Annotated in this window: 14 protein-coding genes and 1 pseudogene; 8 read left to right on the top strand and 7 right to left on the bottom strand. The window is 73.6% G+C overall.

What is annotated here, in order from left to right; genetic code table 11:
- The coding region (locus tag K7B10_RS32390) for a coiled-coil domain-containing protein (RefSeq protein ID WP_504967668.1) at positions 1 to 1,762 on the top strand (1,762 nt) is incomplete at its 5' end.
- 174 nt (positions 1,763 to 1,936) lie between these two features.
- Here K7B10_RS32390 and K7B10_RS32395 read toward each other — a convergent pair.
- Positions 1,937 to 2,356, bottom strand: a pseudogene (locus K7B10_RS32395) (hypothetical protein); the annotation flags it as partial.
- A 347-nt stretch (positions 2,357 to 2,703) separates the two neighbouring features.
- On the opposite strand from K7B10_RS32395, the gene K7B10_RS32400 reads away from it, so the two are divergent.
- The 4 genes from K7B10_RS32400 to K7B10_RS32415 are packed head-to-tail and all read left to right on the top strand — an operon-like array spanning position 2,704 to position 6,949.
- Positions 2,704 to 5,460 carry a sensor histidine kinase gene (locus K7B10_RS32400; RefSeq protein WP_229341987.1) on the top strand — a complete coding sequence of 919 codons (2,757 nt, stop codon included), beginning with the start codon at positions 2,704 to 2,706 and terminating at the stop codon, positions 5,458 to 5,460.
- Entirely contained in the window at positions 5,457 to 5,894 is a 438-nt protein-coding gene (locus K7B10_RS32405) for a roadblock/LC7 domain-containing protein (protein WP_030871925.1), read from the top strand. The genes K7B10_RS32400 and K7B10_RS32405 overlap by 4 nt, the downstream gene beginning before the upstream one ends.
- Before the next feature lie 10 nt (positions 5,895 to 5,904).
- Positions 5,905 to 6,342 (top strand): DUF742 domain-containing protein, encoded by a 438-nt coding sequence (locus K7B10_RS32410; protein WP_229341989.1) that lies wholly within the window; start codon positions 5,905 to 5,907, stop codon positions 6,340 to 6,342.
- Entirely contained in the window at positions 6,323 to 6,949 is a 627-nt protein-coding gene (locus K7B10_RS32415; protein WP_030871931.1) for a GTP-binding protein, read from the top strand. Before K7B10_RS32410 ends, K7B10_RS32415 begins: the two co-directional genes overlap by 20 nt.
- Before the next feature lie 243 nt (positions 6,950 to 7,192).
- Here K7B10_RS32415 and K7B10_RS32420 read toward each other — a convergent pair whose 3' ends face one another.
- The 3 genes from K7B10_RS32420 to K7B10_RS32430 are packed head-to-tail and all read right to left on the bottom strand — an operon-like array spanning position 7,193 to position 9,253.
- Positions 7,193 to 8,383, bottom strand: a complete 1,191-nt coding sequence (locus K7B10_RS32420; protein ID WP_229341992.1) for a lipid-transfer protein — start codon at positions 8,381 to 8,383, stop codon at positions 7,193 to 7,195.
- On the bottom strand, positions 8,380 to 8,844 hold the full coding sequence (locus tag K7B10_RS32425; RefSeq protein WP_229341995.1) for a Zn-ribbon domain-containing OB-fold protein: 465 nt from the start codon (positions 8,842 to 8,844) through the stop codon (positions 8,380 to 8,382). The genes K7B10_RS32420 and K7B10_RS32425 overlap by 4 nt, the downstream gene beginning before the upstream one ends.
- A 40-nt stretch (positions 8,845 to 8,884) precedes the next feature.
- Positions 8,885 to 9,253: an Mpo1-like protein gene (locus K7B10_RS32430; RefSeq protein ID WP_229341998.1), complete on the bottom strand. Its 369-nt coding sequence runs from the start codon at positions 9,251 to 9,253 to the stop codon at positions 8,885 to 8,887.
- Between the two features lie 105 nt (positions 9,254 to 9,358).
- Here K7B10_RS32430 and K7B10_RS32435 point away from each other — a divergent pair, with 105 nt between their 5' ends.
- Positions 9,359 to 9,871: an NUDIX domain-containing protein gene (locus K7B10_RS32435; RefSeq protein ID WP_229342000.1), complete on the top strand. Its 513-nt coding sequence runs from the start codon at positions 9,359 to 9,361 to the stop codon at positions 9,869 to 9,871.
- A gap of 179 nt (positions 9,872 to 10,050) precedes the next feature.
- Here the strand turns inward: K7B10_RS32435 and K7B10_RS32440 are convergent, their stop codons facing one another.
- Positions 10,051 to 12,453 carry a glycoside hydrolase family 31 protein gene (locus tag K7B10_RS32440; RefSeq protein ID WP_229342002.1) on the bottom strand — a complete coding sequence of 801 codons (2,403 nt, stop codon included), beginning with the start codon at positions 12,451 to 12,453 and terminating at the stop codon, positions 10,051 to 10,053.
- A 210-nt stretch (positions 12,454 to 12,663) separates the two neighbouring features.
- On the opposite strand from K7B10_RS32440, the gene K7B10_RS32445 reads away from it, so the two are divergent.
- Positions 12,664 to 14,646, top strand: coding sequence for an acetoacetate--CoA ligase (locus K7B10_RS32445; protein ID WP_229342004.1), 1,983 nt, complete (start codon positions 12,664 to 12,666; stop codon positions 14,644 to 14,646).
- A gap of 63 nt (positions 14,647 to 14,709) precedes the next feature.
- Positions 14,710 to 15,651, top strand: a complete 942-nt coding sequence (locus tag K7B10_RS32450; RefSeq protein ID WP_372481494.1) for a DUF8829 domain-containing protein — start codon at positions 14,710 to 14,712, stop codon at positions 15,649 to 15,651.
- Between the two features lie 72 nt (positions 15,652 to 15,723).
- On the opposite strand, the gene ptsP is transcribed toward K7B10_RS32450, so the two are convergent.
- Positions 15,724 to 17,394 (bottom strand): phosphoenolpyruvate--protein phosphotransferase, encoded by a 1,671-nt coding sequence (gene ptsP, locus K7B10_RS32455; protein ID WP_229342006.1) that lies wholly within the window; start codon positions 17,392 to 17,394, stop codon positions 15,724 to 15,726.
- A 75-nt stretch (positions 17,395 to 17,469) separates the two neighbouring features.
- On the bottom strand, positions 17,470 to 17,919 hold the full coding sequence (locus tag K7B10_RS32460; RefSeq protein ID WP_229342009.1) for a PTS sugar transporter subunit IIA: 450 nt from the start codon (positions 17,917 to 17,919) through the stop codon (positions 17,470 to 17,472).
- Positions 17,920 to 18,429 lie beyond the last annotated feature (510 nt).

The following is an 18,429-nucleotide window of genomic DNA, read 5'->3' on the forward strand; positions in this document are numbered from 1 at the left end:
CGCCGCCGACGACGCCCGCCGCACCGCCCGCGCGCTGCGCGCCGAGCGCGCCGAGATCGCCGGCGCCCCCGAGCCCCTGCCCGAGGACGACGCCGCCGCCAGGGCACCCCTGCCCGACCTGCGCGAGGCCTACCGGGCCGCCTCCCGGCTCTACGAGAAGGTCGGCGTCGGCGCCGACCTGCGCGCCGAACAGGCCCGCGCCGAGAGCGACGAGAGCGCCGCCCTCGCCGAACTCGACCGGCTCACCAACAAGGTCCGCACCCGCGCCGCCCAGCTCCTCGAAGACACCGACGGCGCCGACGGGCCCTCCCGGCAGGCGGCCGCCGCCCGCGCCGAGTCCCTCGTACAGATGCTGGAGACCCGCGCGCAGGCCGCCAGCGAGCAGCTCGGCCGGCTCCGCGGCGAGGCCGAACGGCACGCCCCCACCGAGGGCGGGGCCCACACCGACCTGCCCGAGGACCTGGTTCCCGGGGACGTGGAGCAGGCACAGGCCCTCCTGCGCACCTCCACCGCCCAGCTCGCCGCGCACACCGCGGCCGTGGAGACCGCCCGCGCCGCCCACGCCGACCTGCTGCGCGCCCACCGCACCGCCGAGGACGGCGCCGGAGGCTTCGACGAGACCGCGGCGATGCTGCGGGACCTGCTGCGCGACCACACCCACCAGGACGACGAGCAGGAACCGGCGGCCCACCCGGGCACGCTGGAGGAGGCCCGGCAGTCCGCCGCCGACGCCCGCCGCTCCCTGCGCGGCTGCGCCGCCGACCTCTCGGCCGCCGACGCGGCGGTGCGCGAGGCGAGCGACATCCTGGTCCGCCACGCCAACGCCAACCGCTACGAGCAGGTACGCACCCCCGCGCGCCAGCAGATCCGCGAACTGCCCGCCTCCGCCCTGCCCGAGCACGCCGCGGCCTGGGCCGCGGCCTTCGCGCCGCGGCTGCGCGTCCTCACCGACGAACTGGCCCAGCTGGAGCGCAACCGCGACAGCATCGTCGACCGGCTGCGCGGACTGGTGGAGTCCGCCCTGGCCACCCTGCGCTCCGCCCAGCGGCTCTCCCAGCTCCCCGAAGGCCTGGGGGAGTGGTCGGGCCAGGAGTTCCTGCGCATCCGCTTCGAGGAGCCGGACCAGGCCACCCTCACGGAACGCCTCGGCGAGGTCATCGACGAGGCGACCCGCGCGGCCGTGAAGAAGAACAGCAGCGCCTCCTTCGGCGAGGGCCGCCGCGACGGCATGTCCCTGCTGCTCCGAGGAGTGCAGGCGGCCCTGGAGCCCAAGGGCATCTCGGTCGAGATCCTGAAGCCGGACGCGGTGCTGCGCGCGGAGCGCGTCCCGGTGGGCCAGATGGGCGACGTGTTCTCCGGCGGCCAGCTGCTGACCGCCGCGATCGCGCTGTACTGCACGATGGCGGCGCTGCGCAGCAACGACCGCGGCCGCGACAAGCACCGTCACGCGGGCACGCTGTTCCTCGACAACCCGATCGGGCGCGCGAACGCCACGTACCTGCTGGAACTCCAGCGGGCCGTCTCGGACGCCCTCGGCGTGCAACTGCTCTACACGACCGGCCTGTTCGACACCACGGCCCTCGCCGAGTTCCCGCTGGTCATCCGGCTGCGCAACGACGCGGACCTGCGGGCGGGACTGAAGTACATCAGCGTCGAGGAGCACTTGCGGCCGGGCCTGCCCCAGCAGTCCCCGGAGGAGGAGACCATCCACGGCGAGATCACGGCCACCCGCATGTTCCGCCGCTCCGCGACCGTCTCCTGAGCGAGCTCCCCGTGCTCCCGGTACGGGGCGTCCCGCGGGGCCCCCGCCGGGGCGTCCCGCACGGGCGTCAGCCCCGGCTCCCGCTCGCCCGGTAGCGCCGCTCGGCACCCGGCGGCGGCCACACGGCAGGCCGGGGACCCGCGGCCTCGCCGCCGCCCCGCGGTATGCGGCCCGCCCCGCCCGCGGTATGCGGCCCGCCCCGGCACCCGCCCCGCCGCCGGGCTCCGGCCGGGCCTCCCGGCGGGCCCGGCGCCGCTCGCGCCGCCCCCCGCGGGCCGTACTGCTCGGCTCGGACACCACTCCGTACCGCTGGTTCCACATCTGCCGGGTGATCAGCACGTCCAGCACGCCCCAGGTGGCCACCACCGTCCCCGCTATCGCGCAGAGCGCCATCGGGAGGGCCAGCCAGGAGCCGGTCACCACCAGGAAGAAGGTGACCGTCGCCCCCGTCAGCGTGACGGCCACGATCAGCACCGCCCGCACCGCCGCATCCCGCACCGGGTCCGGCATCCGGCGCCTGCGGGCCGGTTCCTCCTCCCACAGCGACCGCCCCCGCGCGCCGGCCATGGCCCCGTCGTCCTCGTACATCCCCATCGCACGCTCCCCCTGCCCCGTCCCCTCAACCAGCTAGACGTTCGAAACCGCCGAGAGATTCCCGTATCCACCGGACTTCTCCCCAGCACCTGCCCATCCCGGAACGAAGAATTCCAGCCATCCATTCGATTGCGGGAACTGACACCCCACCAGGTGTCATCTGCCACATAACGGGCTGCTGTTGACCGGATGTGTCGGACAACTGGTGATCTACGCCTTGAGTCCCGGCCGAAAACGTCCGGACACGCCTTCGAAGCCGCTCCCCGGCAGTAGTAGGCTCACGCCGTTTAAATGACGGAACACCGACCCCCGACAACGGGGTTGAGCTGGGGGAGGCTGGGGAGGCCATGCGCTTTCGCGGGAAGTCCATCCGCCGGAAGATCGTGGCGTTGCTCCTTGTGCCGCTCGTCTCCCTCACCGCCCTCTGGGGCTTCGCGACCGTGCTCACCGGCCGCCAGGCCATCGAACTCCTCGACGTCGCCTACGTGATCGACAAGGTCGGCTACCCCGTCGAGGACGTCGTCCGCGTCATCCAGAAGGAACGCCGCCAGACCCTCGTCGTCCTCGGCGACCCCCGCGCCTCCACCGCCACCGCCGAACTCGTCAAGCGCCGCGCCGCCACCGACGAGCTCGTCGACCGCATCAGCAAGAACGCCAAGGACCCCGAGGTCTCCGAAGAGCTCGCCCCGGAAGCCGCCCAGCGCCTCGACTCCATCCTCGACGCCTTCCACGGCATCGGCGCACTGCGCCGCTCGGTCGACCAGAACACCCTCGACCCGAACCAGGCGCTCGAGCTCTACAGCCGACTCGTCGACCCCTGCTACGACTTCCTCCTGAACCTCCACGCCCTCGAAAACGTCGAGATGGACAAGCAGGGCCGCGCCCTCGTCGGGGTCACCCGGGCCCGCGAGACGCTCTCCCGCGAGGACGCCGTCGTCGCCGCCGCCCTCGCCGCGCGCAACGTCACCCCCGCGGACGTCCGGCGCGTCTCCGACCTCGCCGCCAACCGCGCCCTGCTCTACGACTTCAACCTGGCGATCCTCCCGGCCGACGACCGCGAGCAGTTCGAGCAGTACTGGGGCGGCGCCGAGACCAAACCGCTGCGCGACGCCGAAGAACGGTTCATCAACGGAGGCGCCGGCAAGAACCCGCGCATCACCGCCGCGCAGTGGGACGAGGCCGCGAACAAGGTCCTCGACGACCTCGCCGCCATGGGCACCGCCGCCGGCGACCGCTACCAAAAGCGCGTCGAACCCGTCGCCATGGACGTCCTCGTCCAGGCGGCCATCGCCGGTGTCCTCGGCTTCATCGCCCTCGTCTTCTCCGTCGTCCTCTCCGTGCGCATCGGCCGGGACCTGGTCCGCGACCTGTCCCGGCTGCGCAAGGAGGCCCACGAGGTCTCCGGCGTCCGGCTGCCCGCCGTCATGCGCCGTCTCGCCGCCGGCGAACACGTGGACGTCGAGACCGAGGCCCCGCGCCTGGAGTACGAGAAGGACGAGGTCGGCCAGGTCGGCCAGGCCCTCAACACCCTCCAGCGCGCCGCCGTCGAGGCCGCCGTCAAACAGGCGGAGCTGCGGCGCGGCGTTTCCGAGGTGTTCGTCAACCTGGCCCGCCGCAACCAGGTCCTGCTGCACCGCCAGCTGACCCTGCTCGACACCATGGAGCGGCGCACCGAGGACGCCGAGGAGCTCGCCGACCTCTTCCGCCTCGACCACATGACCACCCGCATGCGCCGCCACGCCGAGGGTCTCGTGATCCTCTCCGGCGCGGCCCCCTCCCGCCAGTGGCGCAAGCCCGTCCAGCTCATGGACGTCGTACGGGCCGCCGTCGCCGAGGTCGAGGACTACGAGCGCATCGAGGTGCGGAGGCTGCCGCGGCTCGGCATAGCCGGCCCCGCCGTCGCCGACGTCACCCATCTGGTCGCCGAACTCCTGGAGAACGCCACCGTGTTCTCCCCGCCGCACACCGCCGTCCAGGTGCTCGGCGAACGCGTCGCCAACGGCTTCACCCTCGAAATCCACGACCGAGGCCTCGGCATGAACCCGGAAGCGCTGCTCGACGCGAACCTCCGGCTCGCCGAGACCCCCGAGTTCGAGCTGTCCGACACCGACCGCCTCGGCCTGTTCGTCGTCAGCCGCCTCGCCCAGCGCCACGGCGTCAAGGTCGTCCTCCAGCCCAGCCCGTACGGGGGGACCACCGCCGTGGTGTTCCTCCCCGCGGCCCTGCTCACCGAGGCGCCCGAGACCAACGGCACCGGCCTGCGCCTCGGCAACGGCAAGGGCGCCCGGGCAGCGGGCCAGGCCGCCAAGAACGGCCGCGGACCCGCCCGGCCCGCTCCGGCAGCGGTGGAGCGCGCCCCGGCCGGCCGTTCGCTGGCCGCCCCGGAACTGCGCGGCCCGGTCGAACTGGAGGCCCCGCTCGGCGTGCTCGGACTGGACGGCCTCGACGACCCGGCCCCCCTCGACGAGATCACCGCCGGGATCGCCGGGCTCACCGGCATCGGCGGCCGGCCCGCCATGGCCACCCTCGACGACGAGACCCCCCCCAACGGCACCCCGCGCAGCGCCCTGCTGGGCCTGCGCCCGGCAGACCGGACGCACGCCGACCGCAAGGGCGGCCCGGAGCGGGAGCCGCTGGCCCCCACCGGCCCGGTCCGGCTGGACAGCCACCGCGCCGACCCGGTCCGCGGCATGCGCCCCGACGGGCCCCGGTCCCCGGGCGCCGTGCCGCTGCCGCGCCGCAGGCCCGCCCCCACGCTGGTCGCCGAGCACGGCCGCCGTGTGGAGCCCCGTCCGGTCGCCGCGGTCCCGCAGCCCGCGGCGGAGCCCGAGCCGCCCGCCCAGGGGCCCGGCGGGCTGCCCAGGCGCGTCCGCCAGGCCAACCTGGCGCCCCAACTGAAGAACGCCCAGGCCTCCGCGCCCGCCGAAGCCGCCGCGGACCAGATGGTCCACCGCGACGCGGAGGAGGTACGTACGCGCATGTCCGCACTCCAGCGCGGCTGGACGGCGGGCCGCACCCAGCAGGCACAGCAGCAGTCCGGAACCGGGGCAGGCACTTCCGCCGCCACAGGTGACGGATACGAGAACGAGGGGGACGGTCGATGACCGCACCGCAGACCGGCAACGACACACGGGGCCGCGGCTCCGGTCCGCTCAACTGGCTCCTCGACGAGCTCGTCGACCGGGTCGCCAGCATCCGCAAGGCCGTGGTCCTCTCCGGCGACGGCCTGCCCACCGGCAGCTCGAAGGACCTGACCCGCGAGGACAGCGAGCACCTGGCCGCCGTGGCCTCCGGCTTCCACAGCCTGGCCAAGGGCGTCGGCCGCCACTTCGAGTCCGGCAGCGTCCGCCAGACCGTGGTCGAGCTGGACGAGGCCTTCCTCTTCGTCATGGCCGCCGGCGACGGCAGCTGCCTGGCCGTGCTCTCCGACGCCGACTCCGACGTCGGGCAGGTCGCGTACGAGATGACCCTCATGGTCAAGCGGGTAGGCGACCACCTGGCGACCGCTCCCCGCTCCGGGCTGCCAGCCGGAGGGTGAGGCGGACGGCATGAGCGATCCAGGCCAGAACGATCCGGCCGAGAACGATCCGGGCCGGCCGCACGCCCCCGCCCACCCGCACTGGTTCGACGACGAGGCCGGCCCCGTCGTACGCCCGTACGCCATGACCCGCGGCCGGACCAGCCACGCCGGCCAGCACCGGCTGGACCTGATCGCGCTCGTCGTCGCCGAACCGGCGGCCGACGATCCGGTCTGGGACCTGACCCTGTCCCCCGAGCACTCCCACATCCTCGGGCTGTGCCGCCGGAGGCCGCAGTCGGTCGCCGAACTCGCGGCCGAACTCGACCTCGCGGTCGGGGTCGTACGCGTCCTGATCGGCGACCTGGCCGATGAGGAACTGATCCACGTGAACCGGCCGGTACCCCCGGCCGAACTGCCCGATGAATCCATTCTGCGTGAGGTGATCGATGGCCTTCGGGCGCTCTAGCCGCACCGGTGCCATGCATGCCGTGTCACCGGTCGAGCCGCTGACCCTGAAGATCCTGGTCGCGGGCGGCTTCGGGGTGGGCAAGACCACCCTGGTCAGTGCGGTGAGCGAGATCAGACCGCTGCGGACCGAGGAAGTGCTGTCGGAGCCGGGCATCGGCATCGACGACACCGGGGGAGTCGAGGGCAAGAGCACCACCACCGTGGCGATGGACTTCGGTCGCATCACACTGCGCGAGGACCTGGTGCTGTACCTCTTCGGCACGCCCGGACAGGACCGCTTCTGGTTCCTGTGGGACGAGCTGGCCCAGGGCGCGCTCGGCGCCGTGGTCCTCGCCGACACCCGCCGCCTCGCCGACTGCTTCGCCGCCGTGGACTACTTCGAGCGGCGGGGGATCCCCTTCACGGTCGCCGTCAACTGCTTCGACGGCGCCGAGCGCCATCCGGTGGTGACCGTGCGGGAGGCGCTGGACCTCGACCCCGAGGTGCCGGTGCTGCTGTGCGACGCCCGGGACCGGGAGTCCGTCAAGGACGTGCTGGTGGGAGTCGTGGAACACGCGATGTCGCTGGCGCGGGCCCGCCGTCGGAGCCTGACCGCGGGGACCTGAGGCCCCGCGCACGGGAGGCGGCCCGTACCCCCGCCGACTGGGGTACGGGCCGCGGCTCTCATGGGGGGATGGAGGACCTCCGGGGCGTCGTACGCGGCGGGAGGCTGTGGAGCGAGTGTGAACCCGCCTCCGGGGGCCGTCAAGCGTTCCGGCAACAGCACCTGTTCAGGGTCGCCGCCCGGCGCCCGCCGTCACCCCGGCGTAGCCGCCGGCGTCTCGCGACGGCCCCGCCGCCGGCTCCCGTCACCGCACCGCGACGACGGCCGATCCGTGCCCGAACAACCCCTGGTTCGCGGTGATCCCCGCCCGGGCCCCCGGCACCTGCCGGTCCCCGGCCGCGCCGCGCAGCTGCCAGGTCAGCTCGCACACCTGGGCGATGGCCTGCGCCGGGACCGCCTCGCCGAAGGAGGCCAGGCCGCCGCTGGCGTTGACCGGGACCCGCCCGCCGAGCGCCGTCGCGCCCTCCCGCACGAGCTTGGCCCCCTCTCCCCCGGCGCACAGGCCGATGTCCTCGTACCACTCCAGCTCCAGGGCGGTGGACAGGTCGTACACCTCGGCGAGCGAGAGGTCCTCCGGCCCGAGCCCGGCCTCCTCGTACGCGGCCCGCGCGATCGACGCGCGGAACGAGCCCGGCGCCGGCGGTACCGCGGTCACCGAGTCCGTGGCGATGTCCGGGAGGTCGAGGACCGTACGCGGATACGTCGGCGTCACCGTCGACACCGCCCGGATCCGCACCGGATCGCCCACCCCGCGCGAGCGCGCGAAGTCCATGCTGCTCAGGACCAGCGCCGCGCCCCCGTCCGAGGTGGCGCAGATGTCGAGCAGCCGCAGCGGGTCGGCGACGACCGCCGACTGCGCGACCTCCTCGGCCGTGACCGGCTTGCGGTACCGGGCGAGCGGGTTCAGGGCGCCGGCCGCGGCGTTCTTGACCTTCACCTGCGCGAAGTCCTCCGGCGTGTCCCCGTACACGGCCATCCGGCGGCGCGCGTAGAGGGCGAAGTACGCGGGGTTCGTGGCGCCCAGCACGCGGAACCGCAGCCAGTCCGGATCGTCCGGCCGGTCCCCGCCCGTCGGGGCGAAGAACCCCTTGGGCGCCGCGTCCGCCCCGACCACCAGGACGACGTCGGCCAGTCCGGCCAGGATCTGCGCCCGCGCCGCCCCGATGGCCTGGGCGCCGGAGGCGCAGGCCGCGTACACGCTGGTCACCCGTGCGCCCTGCCAGCCGAGGGCCCGGGCGAAGGTCGCGCCGGCCACGTATCCGGGATAGCCGGAGCGCACGGTGTCGGCGCCGACGATCGACTGGACGTCGGCCCATTCCAGCCCGGCGTCGGCCAGCGCGGTCCGGGCCGCGGCCCGCCCGTACTCGACGAAGCTGCGGCCCCACTTGCCCCAGGGGTGCATCCCGGCCCCGAGGACGGCGATGTCGGCGCTCACGCGGCGCCTCCCGTCGGCCTGAACTGCCAGGTGGTCCACACGGTCCCGGTGTCCGCGTCCTCGTTCAGCACGCCGCCGACCACCTCGACCTCCATCCCGACCGCCAGCTCGGCGACCGTGACCCCGGGAGCCGTCTGCCCGAGCACGACCATCCCCTCGGCCTCCAGCTCCACCGCGACCAGGGTGTACGGCTCCCAGGGCGCGTCCGGGTCGGACGCGTACGGCGCGGGCGGCCGGTACCGCCCGTCGGTGTACGACCACACCCGGCCGCGCGGGGACAGCGGAACCTCGGCGAGCAGGCCGCCGCCGGGGCAGCGCGGATTGCGGCAGTACGCGTCCTCGCGCGGGAAGAACACCGCGGTGCAGGCGGAACACCGGGTGCCGAGCAGCCGGAAGCCGCCGCCCTCCGGTCCGTCCTCGGTGAACCACCCGCTCACGACGGGTGTACGTGTGCGTCCCAAGGGAACCCCTCCCCAGCCGGCCCAGCCATCTGACGATTCGTCAGAAGTCTGTCACGGGCGGGCAGTCCTGGCACGGGTTCTCGGCGAGCCACTTCTGCGCGATCTCCGCCAGCTCCGCGTCGCGCCCGGCCAGCATCATCCGGATCATCTGCGCGTCCCCTCGCAGCGACCACGCCGGATGTCCGAAGGTGGCCGGGTTGTTCCCCTCGATCAGGAAATGGGCCGGCCAGGCCGTCCCGTACCCGATCAGGGGCAGCGCGGCGAGGAACCGCTTGCGGCCCCGGGCCAGGCCGTACGCGGTCAGGGCGAGCCCGGTCAGGGTGCCGGAGAGGTGGATCCAGCGGGTGGCGGCGCGGGAGTGCTGGGCGACGTAGTAGGGCCAGAACTCCTCGTACGAAGCGAAAGTCATGCGGGCACGGTACTCACGCCGGGGCGGGGGCGACAGGGACCGGCAAGCCCGAGGCGTGCGCCGCAACTGCGCGCACCCGCACACCCCTTGGCATACGATCGCCGCATGCCGGCACAGCAGAGGGACTCGCACTGCTCCACCTGCGGAGCACCGTACGACACGACCGCCTGGCCCCGTACGTGCGCCTCCTGCGGGGCCGTCGCCTACCGCAACCCGCTCCCGGTCGCCGTCACACTGCTCCCGGTCGAGGACGAGGCGGGCACCGGACTGGTGGTGATCACCCGCACCATCGAACCGGCCCTCGGAGGCATCGCCCTGCCCGGCGGCTTCATGGACTTCGGCGAGGACTGGCGCGACGCGGTCGTCCGCGAACTGCGCGAGGAGACGGGCATCCACGCCCCGGCCTCGGAGGTCACCCTGGCCGACGCCATGAGCTCCCCGGCGGGCCACCTGCTGCTCTTCGGCCTGCTGCCGCCCCGCCCGACGGCATCCCTCCCGCCCTCGGCCCCGACGGACGAGACCTCGGGCTGGCACGTCCTGCGCACCCCGACAGAACTGGCCTTCCCCCTCCACACCCGAGCCGTGGCGTCCTGGTTCGCCGGCCGCTACCCGGCCTGATCCGATAGACCTCCTGCGGGCGGCGCTCCGGCCGCGGCCGGAACGCCCGCGCCCGCGGCTCCACCAGCCGTCCGCTCCCCGGGCGACGGACGCGGACAGGCCCTGAGGGGGCGCGTCCGCTCCCCGGGCGACGGACGCGCCCCCTCAGGACCTGCCCGGCGGATCAGGCCGGACAGGCCCTAAGGCCGCCCCGGAACCCCTTCCGCCCGCCCCTGCCCGGCCCCGAGCCCGAGCCCCCGTACCTCCACCCCCTCCACCGGCTCGCCTGCCTCGGTCTCCACCACCACCGCGTCCCCCGCCCACCGCACCGCGTACCGCTCGACCCCGCCCCCCTCGAACCCCGGTCCCGGATCCCGGATCACCACCCCGCCGCCCGTGCGCCCCCGCGCCGGAGCCCACGCCTCCAGCCCGACCCCGCCGCCGGCGGAGCGCACCGGCAGCACCGCCCCGGCCCGGGCCAGCACCGGGATCCGGCCCTGCGGCGCGTCCAGCAGGACCTGCCCGGGGCCCTCGTACGCCGCCCCCGTCGCGGTGTCGTACCAGCGTCCCCGCGGCAGCCGCACCGCCCGGCGGTCCGCCCCGCACTCCAGCACCGGCGCCACCAGCAGCGCGTCGCCGAGCAGGAACGCGTCCTCGCAGTCCCGCAGCGCCCGGTCCTCCGGCGCCCCCCACCACAGCGGCCGTACGTACGGGGCCCCCGTCCGCCGCGCCAGCTGGGCCAGCGACAGGAAGTACGGCCGCAACCGATCCCGCTCCGCGAGCACCTCCCGGGCCCGCTCCTCCACCTCCGGCCCGAACTCCCACGGCTCCCGCCGCCCGGCCCAGATCGCCGAGTGGGTCCGGAACAGCGGCAGGTACGAGCCCAGCTGCAGCCACCGCAGATACAGCTCCGGCGAGGGCGAGCCCCCGAAACCGCCGACGTCCGGACCCGAGTACGGCACCCCGCACAGACCGAGCCCCAGCACCAGCGCCAGCGAGGCCCGCAGCCCCTCCCAGCCCGTCTCCACGTCCCCCGACCAGGTGCCCCCGTACCTCTGCATGCCCGCCCACCCCGACCGGGAGAACAGGAACGGCCGCTCGTCCGGCCGCAACCGGACCAGCCCCTCCCAGCCCGCCCGCGCCATCCCGAGCGCGTACACGTTGTGCGCGGAGCGGTGGTCCCCGCCCGCCCCGTCCATCGAGTGCCGCGCCGAACGCGGCAGCGTCATGTCCCCGAACGGAGCAAAGGACACCGGCTCGTTCATGTCGTGCCACACCCCGGCGAAGCCCTGCTCCAGCCGCTCCCGGTACAGCCCGCCCCACCAGGCGCGCACCGCCGGATCCGTGAAGTCCGGGTACGCGCACTCGCCGGGCCAGACCTCGCCCCGCACCTCCTGCCCCCGGGCGTCCCGCACGAAGGCCCCGCCCGCCCCCACCGCCAGGCCCGACGCGTGGACGGCGTCCCCCGCCTTCACCGCCGGATCGACGATCGACACCAGCCGCACACCCTGGTCCGCCAGCTCCCGCGCCAGCCCCGGCAGGTCGGGGAACCGCTCCTTGTCCACCGTGAACACACGGTGCTCGGCGTAGTGGTCGATGTCCAGGTGCACGGCCGACAGCGGGAGCCCGCGCGCGGTGTAGCCCGACACCACCCGCCGCACCTCCTGCGCACTCCCGAACCCCCAGCGCGCGTGCTGGTACCCGAGCGCCCACTCGGGCGGTACGGCGGCCCCGCCGGTCAGCCCCGACCAGCCCTGCAGCACCCGGGCCGGCGTCCCCACCAGAGCCCAGCACCGCAGCGGCCCGCCCTCCATGCGCAGCTCGCTCGTCCCCGGCCGGTCCGCGCCCGAGCCGGCGCCCTCCTCGCCCTCGCGCAGCGCCACCCGCCCGTCCCACGGGTTGTCGTGGAACACCAGGTGGGTTCCCGCGTCCGCGACCACCATCTGCACCGGCATCGTGATGTACAGCGGATCGTCGCCCGGCCCGAAGCCCCCCTTGGGGTCCGTGTTCCACAGCCGGTACACCCCCTCGCGCAGCCGCGGCCCGCCGGCCCGCCCCCCCAGCCCGAAGAACCGGGCGTCCGCCGGCACCTCCGCCCGCTGGAGCCAGCGCGACTCCACCGGCTCCCCGGCCACCGGCTGCACCGGCTCCCACCAGCGCGGCGGCAGCTCCCTGCGCAGCACGGCCCCGCCAGGGGTGCGGACCTCGATCGCCCCGTGCCGGGACACCGCCACCGTCACCCGCTCGGAGACCACCCGCCAGCCGCCGCCGGTGTCCGGTTCCAGGACGGCCCGCGGATCGGGCTCCGGGCCGCTGCCGACCAGCGCGTACGAGGGAGTCGGCCCGGCCCCGTCCCAGCCCCAGAACACCGCGCCGCCCGCCGTGACCCGTACGAGCAGCTCAGAGCGGGCGAACCGCAGCACCCCACCGCCCGGCCGCGGTTCGGTACCGGTCAGCAGACCCGGCACGCGGGCCCGCTCCGCGCCCCGGCGCGGAAGCCCCAGCGCGTCCGCGCGCCGGTGGCGCCAGGCCGAGCGCCACGCGCGCCGCCCGCGCTCCGTACCGATTTCCTTCACCGCACGCACCAGATCACGACCGTTCATGCTGCTCACCCTGCCACCGGCCGCCCGGCGAGCGGGCGGCGTTCAACTTCCGTTCACTCGTCCAAGAGGCCCCTGGTGCGGAGGTGGATCACATGGCATCGTCCCTGTGGGCCGCCGCGCACACCCACCGCACGACGGCGCCGAACGCACCCCCCCCGCACACATCACGCACACGACGCGCGAGCCGCAGACTTGACCGGGAGCCGACCCATGACCTCAGCCACCCCGCCGGAACCCCTCTGGTCCCCGGGCCCCGACCGGATCGCCGCGGCCCGCATCACCGCCTTCCAGGCCTGGGCCGCGGACCGGTTCGGAGCCCCTGCGGACGGCGGCTACCCCGCCCTGCACCGATGGTCCGTCGACGAACTCGACATCTTCTGGCAGGCCGTCGCCGAGTGGTTCGACGTCCGCTTCACCACCCCGTACGCATCCGTCCTCGAGGACCGCTCCATGCCGGGAGCGCACTGGTTCCCGGGCGCCACCCTCAACTACGCCGAGCACGCCCTGCGCGCCGCCGAGGACCCGGCGCGCGCGGACGACGCAGCCCTTCTTTACGTGGACGAGACCCACGAGGCGACCCCCGTCACCTGGGCCGAGCTCCGCCGCCAGGTCGGCGCACTCGCCGCCGAGCTGCGCGCCCTCGGCGTACGCCCCGGCGACCGGGTGAGCGGCTACCTCCCCAACATCCCCGAGGCCGTCGCCGCGCTCCTCGCCACCGCCGCCGTCGGCGCCGTGTGGACCTCCTGCGCCCCCGACTTCGGCGCCCGCAGCGTCCTCGACCGCTTCCAGCAGGTCGAGCCCGTGGTCCTGTTCACCGTCGACGGCTACCGCTACGGCGGCAAGGAGCACGACCGCCGCGACACCGTCGCCGAACTGCGCGCCGAGCTCCCCTCGCTGCGCGCCGTCGTGCACATCCCGCTGCTCGGCACGCATGCCCCCGAAGGCGCCGTCGCCTGGTCGGACCTGGTCTCCGGTACCGCCGAGCCCGTCTTCGAGCCGGTCCCCTTCGACCACCCGCTCTGGGTGCTCTACTCCTCCGGTACGACGGGCCTGCCCAAGGCGATCGTGCAGTCCCAGGGCGGCATCCTGCTGGAACACCTGAAGCAGCTCGGCCTGCACTGCGACCTCGGCCCCGAGGACCGGTTCTTCTGGTACACCTCCACCGGCTGGATGATGTGGAACTTCCTCGTCTCCGGCCTGCTCACCGGGACGACGGTCGTCCTGTACGACGGCAGCCCCGGCTACCCCGACACCGGGGCCCAGTGGCGGATCGCCGAACGGACCGGGGCCACCCTGTACGGGACCTCCGCCGCGTACGTGATGGCCTGCCGCAAGGCGGAGGTGCACCCCGGCCGGGACTTCGACCTCTCCGCCGTGAAGTGCGTGGCCACCACGGGCTCGCCGCTCCCGCCCGACGGCTTCCGCTGGCTGCACGACGAGGTGGCGGAAGACCTCTGGATCGCCTCCGTCAGCGGCGGCACCGACGTCTGCAGCTGCTTCGCCGGCGCCGTCCCCACCCTCCCCGTGCACATCGGCGAGCTCCAGGCCGCCTGCCTCGGCACCGACCTCCAGTCCTGGGACCCGTCCGGCAAGCCGCTGACCGGTGAGGTGGGCGAGCTCGTCGTCACCAACCCGATGCCCTCCATGCCGATCCGCTTCTGGAACGACCCGGACGGCAGCCGCTACCGCGACAGCTACTTCGAGATGTTCCCCGGTGTCTGGCGCCACGGGGACTGGATCACGATCACCGACCACGGCTCCGTCGTCATCCACGGCCGCTCCGATTCCACGCTCAACCGGCAGGGCGTCCGCATGGGGTCCGCCGACATCTACGAGGCCGTCGAACGCCTCCCCGAGATCAAGGAATCCCTGGTCATCGGCCTGGAGGAGCCGAACGGGGGCTACTGGATGCCGCTGTTCGTCCACCTCGTGCCCGGCGCGACGCTCGACGACGACCTCCGCGGCCGCATCAAGGCGACGATCCGCGAGGAGCTCTCCCCGCGCCACGTCCCCGACGAGGTCATCGAGGTCCCGGCCATCCCGCACACCCTGACGGGCAAGCGCATCGAGGTCCCGGTCAAGCGCCTCCTCCAGGGCACGCCGATGGCGAAGGCGGTCAACCCGGGCTCGGTCGACAACATCGAACTCCTGCACTTCTACGAGGAGCTGGCCCGCACCCGCACCCGCGGCTGAGGTCACTGTCAGTGGTCACGGTTACCGTGAGTGAGCAATCGACTGCGCCACTCAGGGGGAGCCATGCCACGGACACGCCACGACACCAGTCAGACCACCGGCCGGACCGCACGGACCGGCGGCCGCACCACCCGGCGCCGCATGCTGCGCCGCGAAGTCCCCAGCACCGTCGGCCTCCTGGCCGACGCCGGGGACTTCGCGGCCATGCGCGGCTACCGCAGCTTCACCTTCGGCCACCACGACGACTACGGCGACTACCTCCGCCACGTCGACGGCCTGCTCCGGTCCCTCGCGGCCCAGGGCATCCACACGACCGTCGCCCTCTTCGACCCCGAGGAGTACGCCGAGTTCTGCAGGGAACACGGCATCGACCCGGACACCGCAGAAGCCCGTACCCGCTTCACCGCCGAACTGGCCGGCGCCGGCACCGTACTGCCCTACACCGGCCAGCCCGTCGACGAGCTCATCCCGCTCCTCGTCGACGAGGCCGTCCGCCAGGCCACCTGGGAGTACGCCACCACCCTGCTCGCCGGCGTCGGCAGCTGCGCCGACTGCGGAGAGGACATCGGCCGCGCCTCCTTCACCCGGGCCGGCGAAGCCCTCACCCGCCTCGTCGGGGGAGCCGGGCCGGGACACCACCACCTCGTCTGCAGCGTCCCGGCCCAGGACGAACAGCTCGTCGCCGTCCTGCACGCCGAGGCCGCCGCGGACCGGGACGGCCCACCACGCATCGAGGGCCGCGAAAGCCTCGACTTCGTGACCGTCCTGGCCGCGGGCCTCGCCCTCGGCGGCCCCGGAGGACTGGTGCTGCGCAGCACCACCGAGGGACTCGGCGACCGGGTCCACGGCTGGCGCCTGGACCGCGGCCGCCTGGTCCCGCTCTCCGCGGCGGCCGTGTTCAACGCCTACTGCACGGATGCCGACACCGGGGACCCCGTGGCCCCCGAATCCGGAGTCGAATACTGCCCCGGCTACGAGGTGGACGACCCGACCCCGCACCACTAGCCCCCGAGGAGGGGACGACCGAGGGGCCCCCGCCACTGGCGGAGGCCCCTCGATCGACACCACCCCGCCCGGCTACTCGCCGGACAGCACGGCCTGGGCGGCCACGCGGGCCTCCTCGGCGCTGTCCGCCGCACGCGCCGCGGCCGCGGCACGCTCGCACTGGGCCAGCGTGTACTTGGCGAGCGTCGCCCGCACGTAGGGAATCGAAGCGGCACCCATCGAGAGGGAGGTGACACCCAGACCCGTCAGCACACAGGCCAGCAGCGGGTCGGAAGCCGCCTCGCCACAGACACCGCAGCTCTTGCCCTCCGCCCTGGCCGCGTCGGCCGACATGGCGATCAGGTCGAGCAGCGCCGGCTGCCACGGGTCCTGGAGCCGCGACACCGCACCGACCTGACGGTCCGCGGCGAACGTGTACTGGGCCAGGTCGTTGGTGCCCAGCGACAGGAACTCGACCTCCTGGAGGATCGAGCGGGCCCGGAGCGCGGCGGAGGGGATCTCCACCATCGCGCCGAACTTCGCCTGCAGCCCGGCCTCACGGCATGCGGCCGCGAACGCCTTCGCGTCGATCCGGTCGGCCACCATCGGAGCCATGACCTCGAGGTGGACCGGCAGGCCCTCGGCCGCCTTGGCCAGCGCGGTCAGCTGCGTGCGCAGCACGTCCGGGTGGTCCAGCAGCGAACGCAGACCGCGCACGCCCAGCGCCGGGTTCGGCTCGTCGGCCGGCGTCAGGAAGTCCAGCGGCTTGTCGGCGCCGGCGTCCAGGACACGCACGACGACACGGCCCTCGGGGAAGGCCTCGAGCACCTTGCGGTACGACTCGATCTGCTTCTCTTCGGACGGCGCCTTCTTGCTGTCGTCCAGGAACAGGAACTCGGTGCGGAACAGACCCACACCCTCGGCCCCGGCCTCCACGGCCGCCGGCACGTCCGCCGGACCGCCCACGTTGGCCAGCAGCGGCACCGTGTGCCCGTCGGAGGTCGCACCCGGACCGGACGAGGCCGCCAGAGAGGCCTTGCGCTCGGCGGCCGCGGCCTCCAGCTCGGCCCGCTTCTCCGCGGTCGGCTCGACGAACAGGTCACCGGAGCTGCCGTCGACGGCGATGACCGTACCCTCGGCGATCTCACCCGCACCCGGCAGCGCCACGATCGCCGGCACGCCCAGCGCCCGCGCGAGGATCGCGCTGTGGCTGGTCGGGCCGCCTTCCTCGGTCACGAAGCCGAGGACGAGCGTGGGGTCGAGCAGCGCGGTGTCGGCGGGAGCCAGATCCCGCGCGATCAGCACGTACGGCTCGTCGCTGTCCGGCACACCCGGCATCGGCACGCCCAGCAGCCGCGCCACGATGCGGTTCCGTACGTCGTCCAGGTCGGCCACCCGGCCGGCCATGTACTCCCCGGCCCCCGCGAGCAGGTCGCGGTACGAGGCGAACGCGTCGTACACCCCGCGCTCGGCCGTGCTGCCGACGGCGATGCGCCGATCGACGTCCGCCATCAGCTCGGGGTCCGTGGCGATCATCGCCTGGGCCTCCAGCACGTGCTGGGCCTCTCCGCCTGCCAGCTGGCCGCGCGCGATCAGGTCGGCGGACACCGCCTCCACGGCCTTGCGGGCGCGCCCCTGTTCGCGCTCCGCCTCGTCCGCGGTGATCTGCTTGGCCGGCGGCTCGAGAACCGCCGTGCCCATGTGCCGGACCTCGCCGATCGCCACACCGTGGCTCACGCCGACGCCTCGCAGCGTTGTCTCCATTTCACCCGTCTCCGATTGAGCGGCGGGCCCAGCCGCCGCGGTGGATGTCCGACCCGCCCGTGCGGGCGGACGAGGTCACTGCCAGCTGAACAGGGCGTCGTCGGTCTTCACGTCGCCGGACTCGACGACGGCGGACAGGGAGTCCGCGGTCGCCTCGAGCGCCACGACGGGGCAGATCGGAGACTTGCCGGCGTCCTCGACGGCCTGCGGGTTCCAACGGATGACGGCCTGGCCACGGGTCACGGTGTCGCCCTTGTTGACGAGCAGCTCGAAGCCCTCGCCGTTGAGCTGGACCGTGTCGATCCCGAGGTGGGTGAGCACACCGTGCCCTTCGCCGTCGACGACGACGTACGCGTGCGGGTGCAGGGAGACGATCACACCATCGACGGGGGCCACCGCCTCCGACGGCTCGCGCACGGGGTCAATAGCGGTGCCCGGACCCACCATTGCACCGGAGAACACCGGATCGGGCACTGCCGCGAGTCCGATGGCGCGCCCGGCGAGTGGGGACGTCACGCTGGTCATGGGGGGCCTCCCAGGGGTGGGGCTTCAACGTGTCGTCGTCACAATCTGTGCTGTGACGACGTACTTTCAGAAGGGTATGTCATGACACGTCCCGGTTCGCCCGATGTGCACCTCCCCTGCGGGAGGGCACGCCGCGCGACCGCAACGACGTAGTGGACTAGACCATACGCCTGAATCGATTTGCTTGGGCACCACGGGCCCTGTACTGTCGTGACTCCCGCCAGGACGTGGCGCGTGAACTTCTCGCGAACATCCGATGGGCGGGATTCCTCCTCTTTCAGTGCAGATCTTGATCCGTGCTGCTCTTCGTATGCCTTCCCGGCAAATCGAGTGAGTGGTCAGGGAGCCGGAAAAGCCCTGATAGAGTCGGAGCCGCCGGAAAGGGAAAGCGTGAAAGCGAAGACCCTGGAAAGCAAGCGGAACTGACTCTGATAGAGTCGGAAACGCAAGAATGAAGAACGAAAGCCCGGAGGAAAGCCCCAGCAAGTGTTGCTGAGGGTGAGTACAAAG

Source organism: Streptomyces flavotricini (genome assembly GCF_020639365.1).
GTDB lineage: Bacteria > Actinomycetota > Actinomycetes > Streptomycetales > Streptomycetaceae > Streptomyces > Streptomyces flavotricini.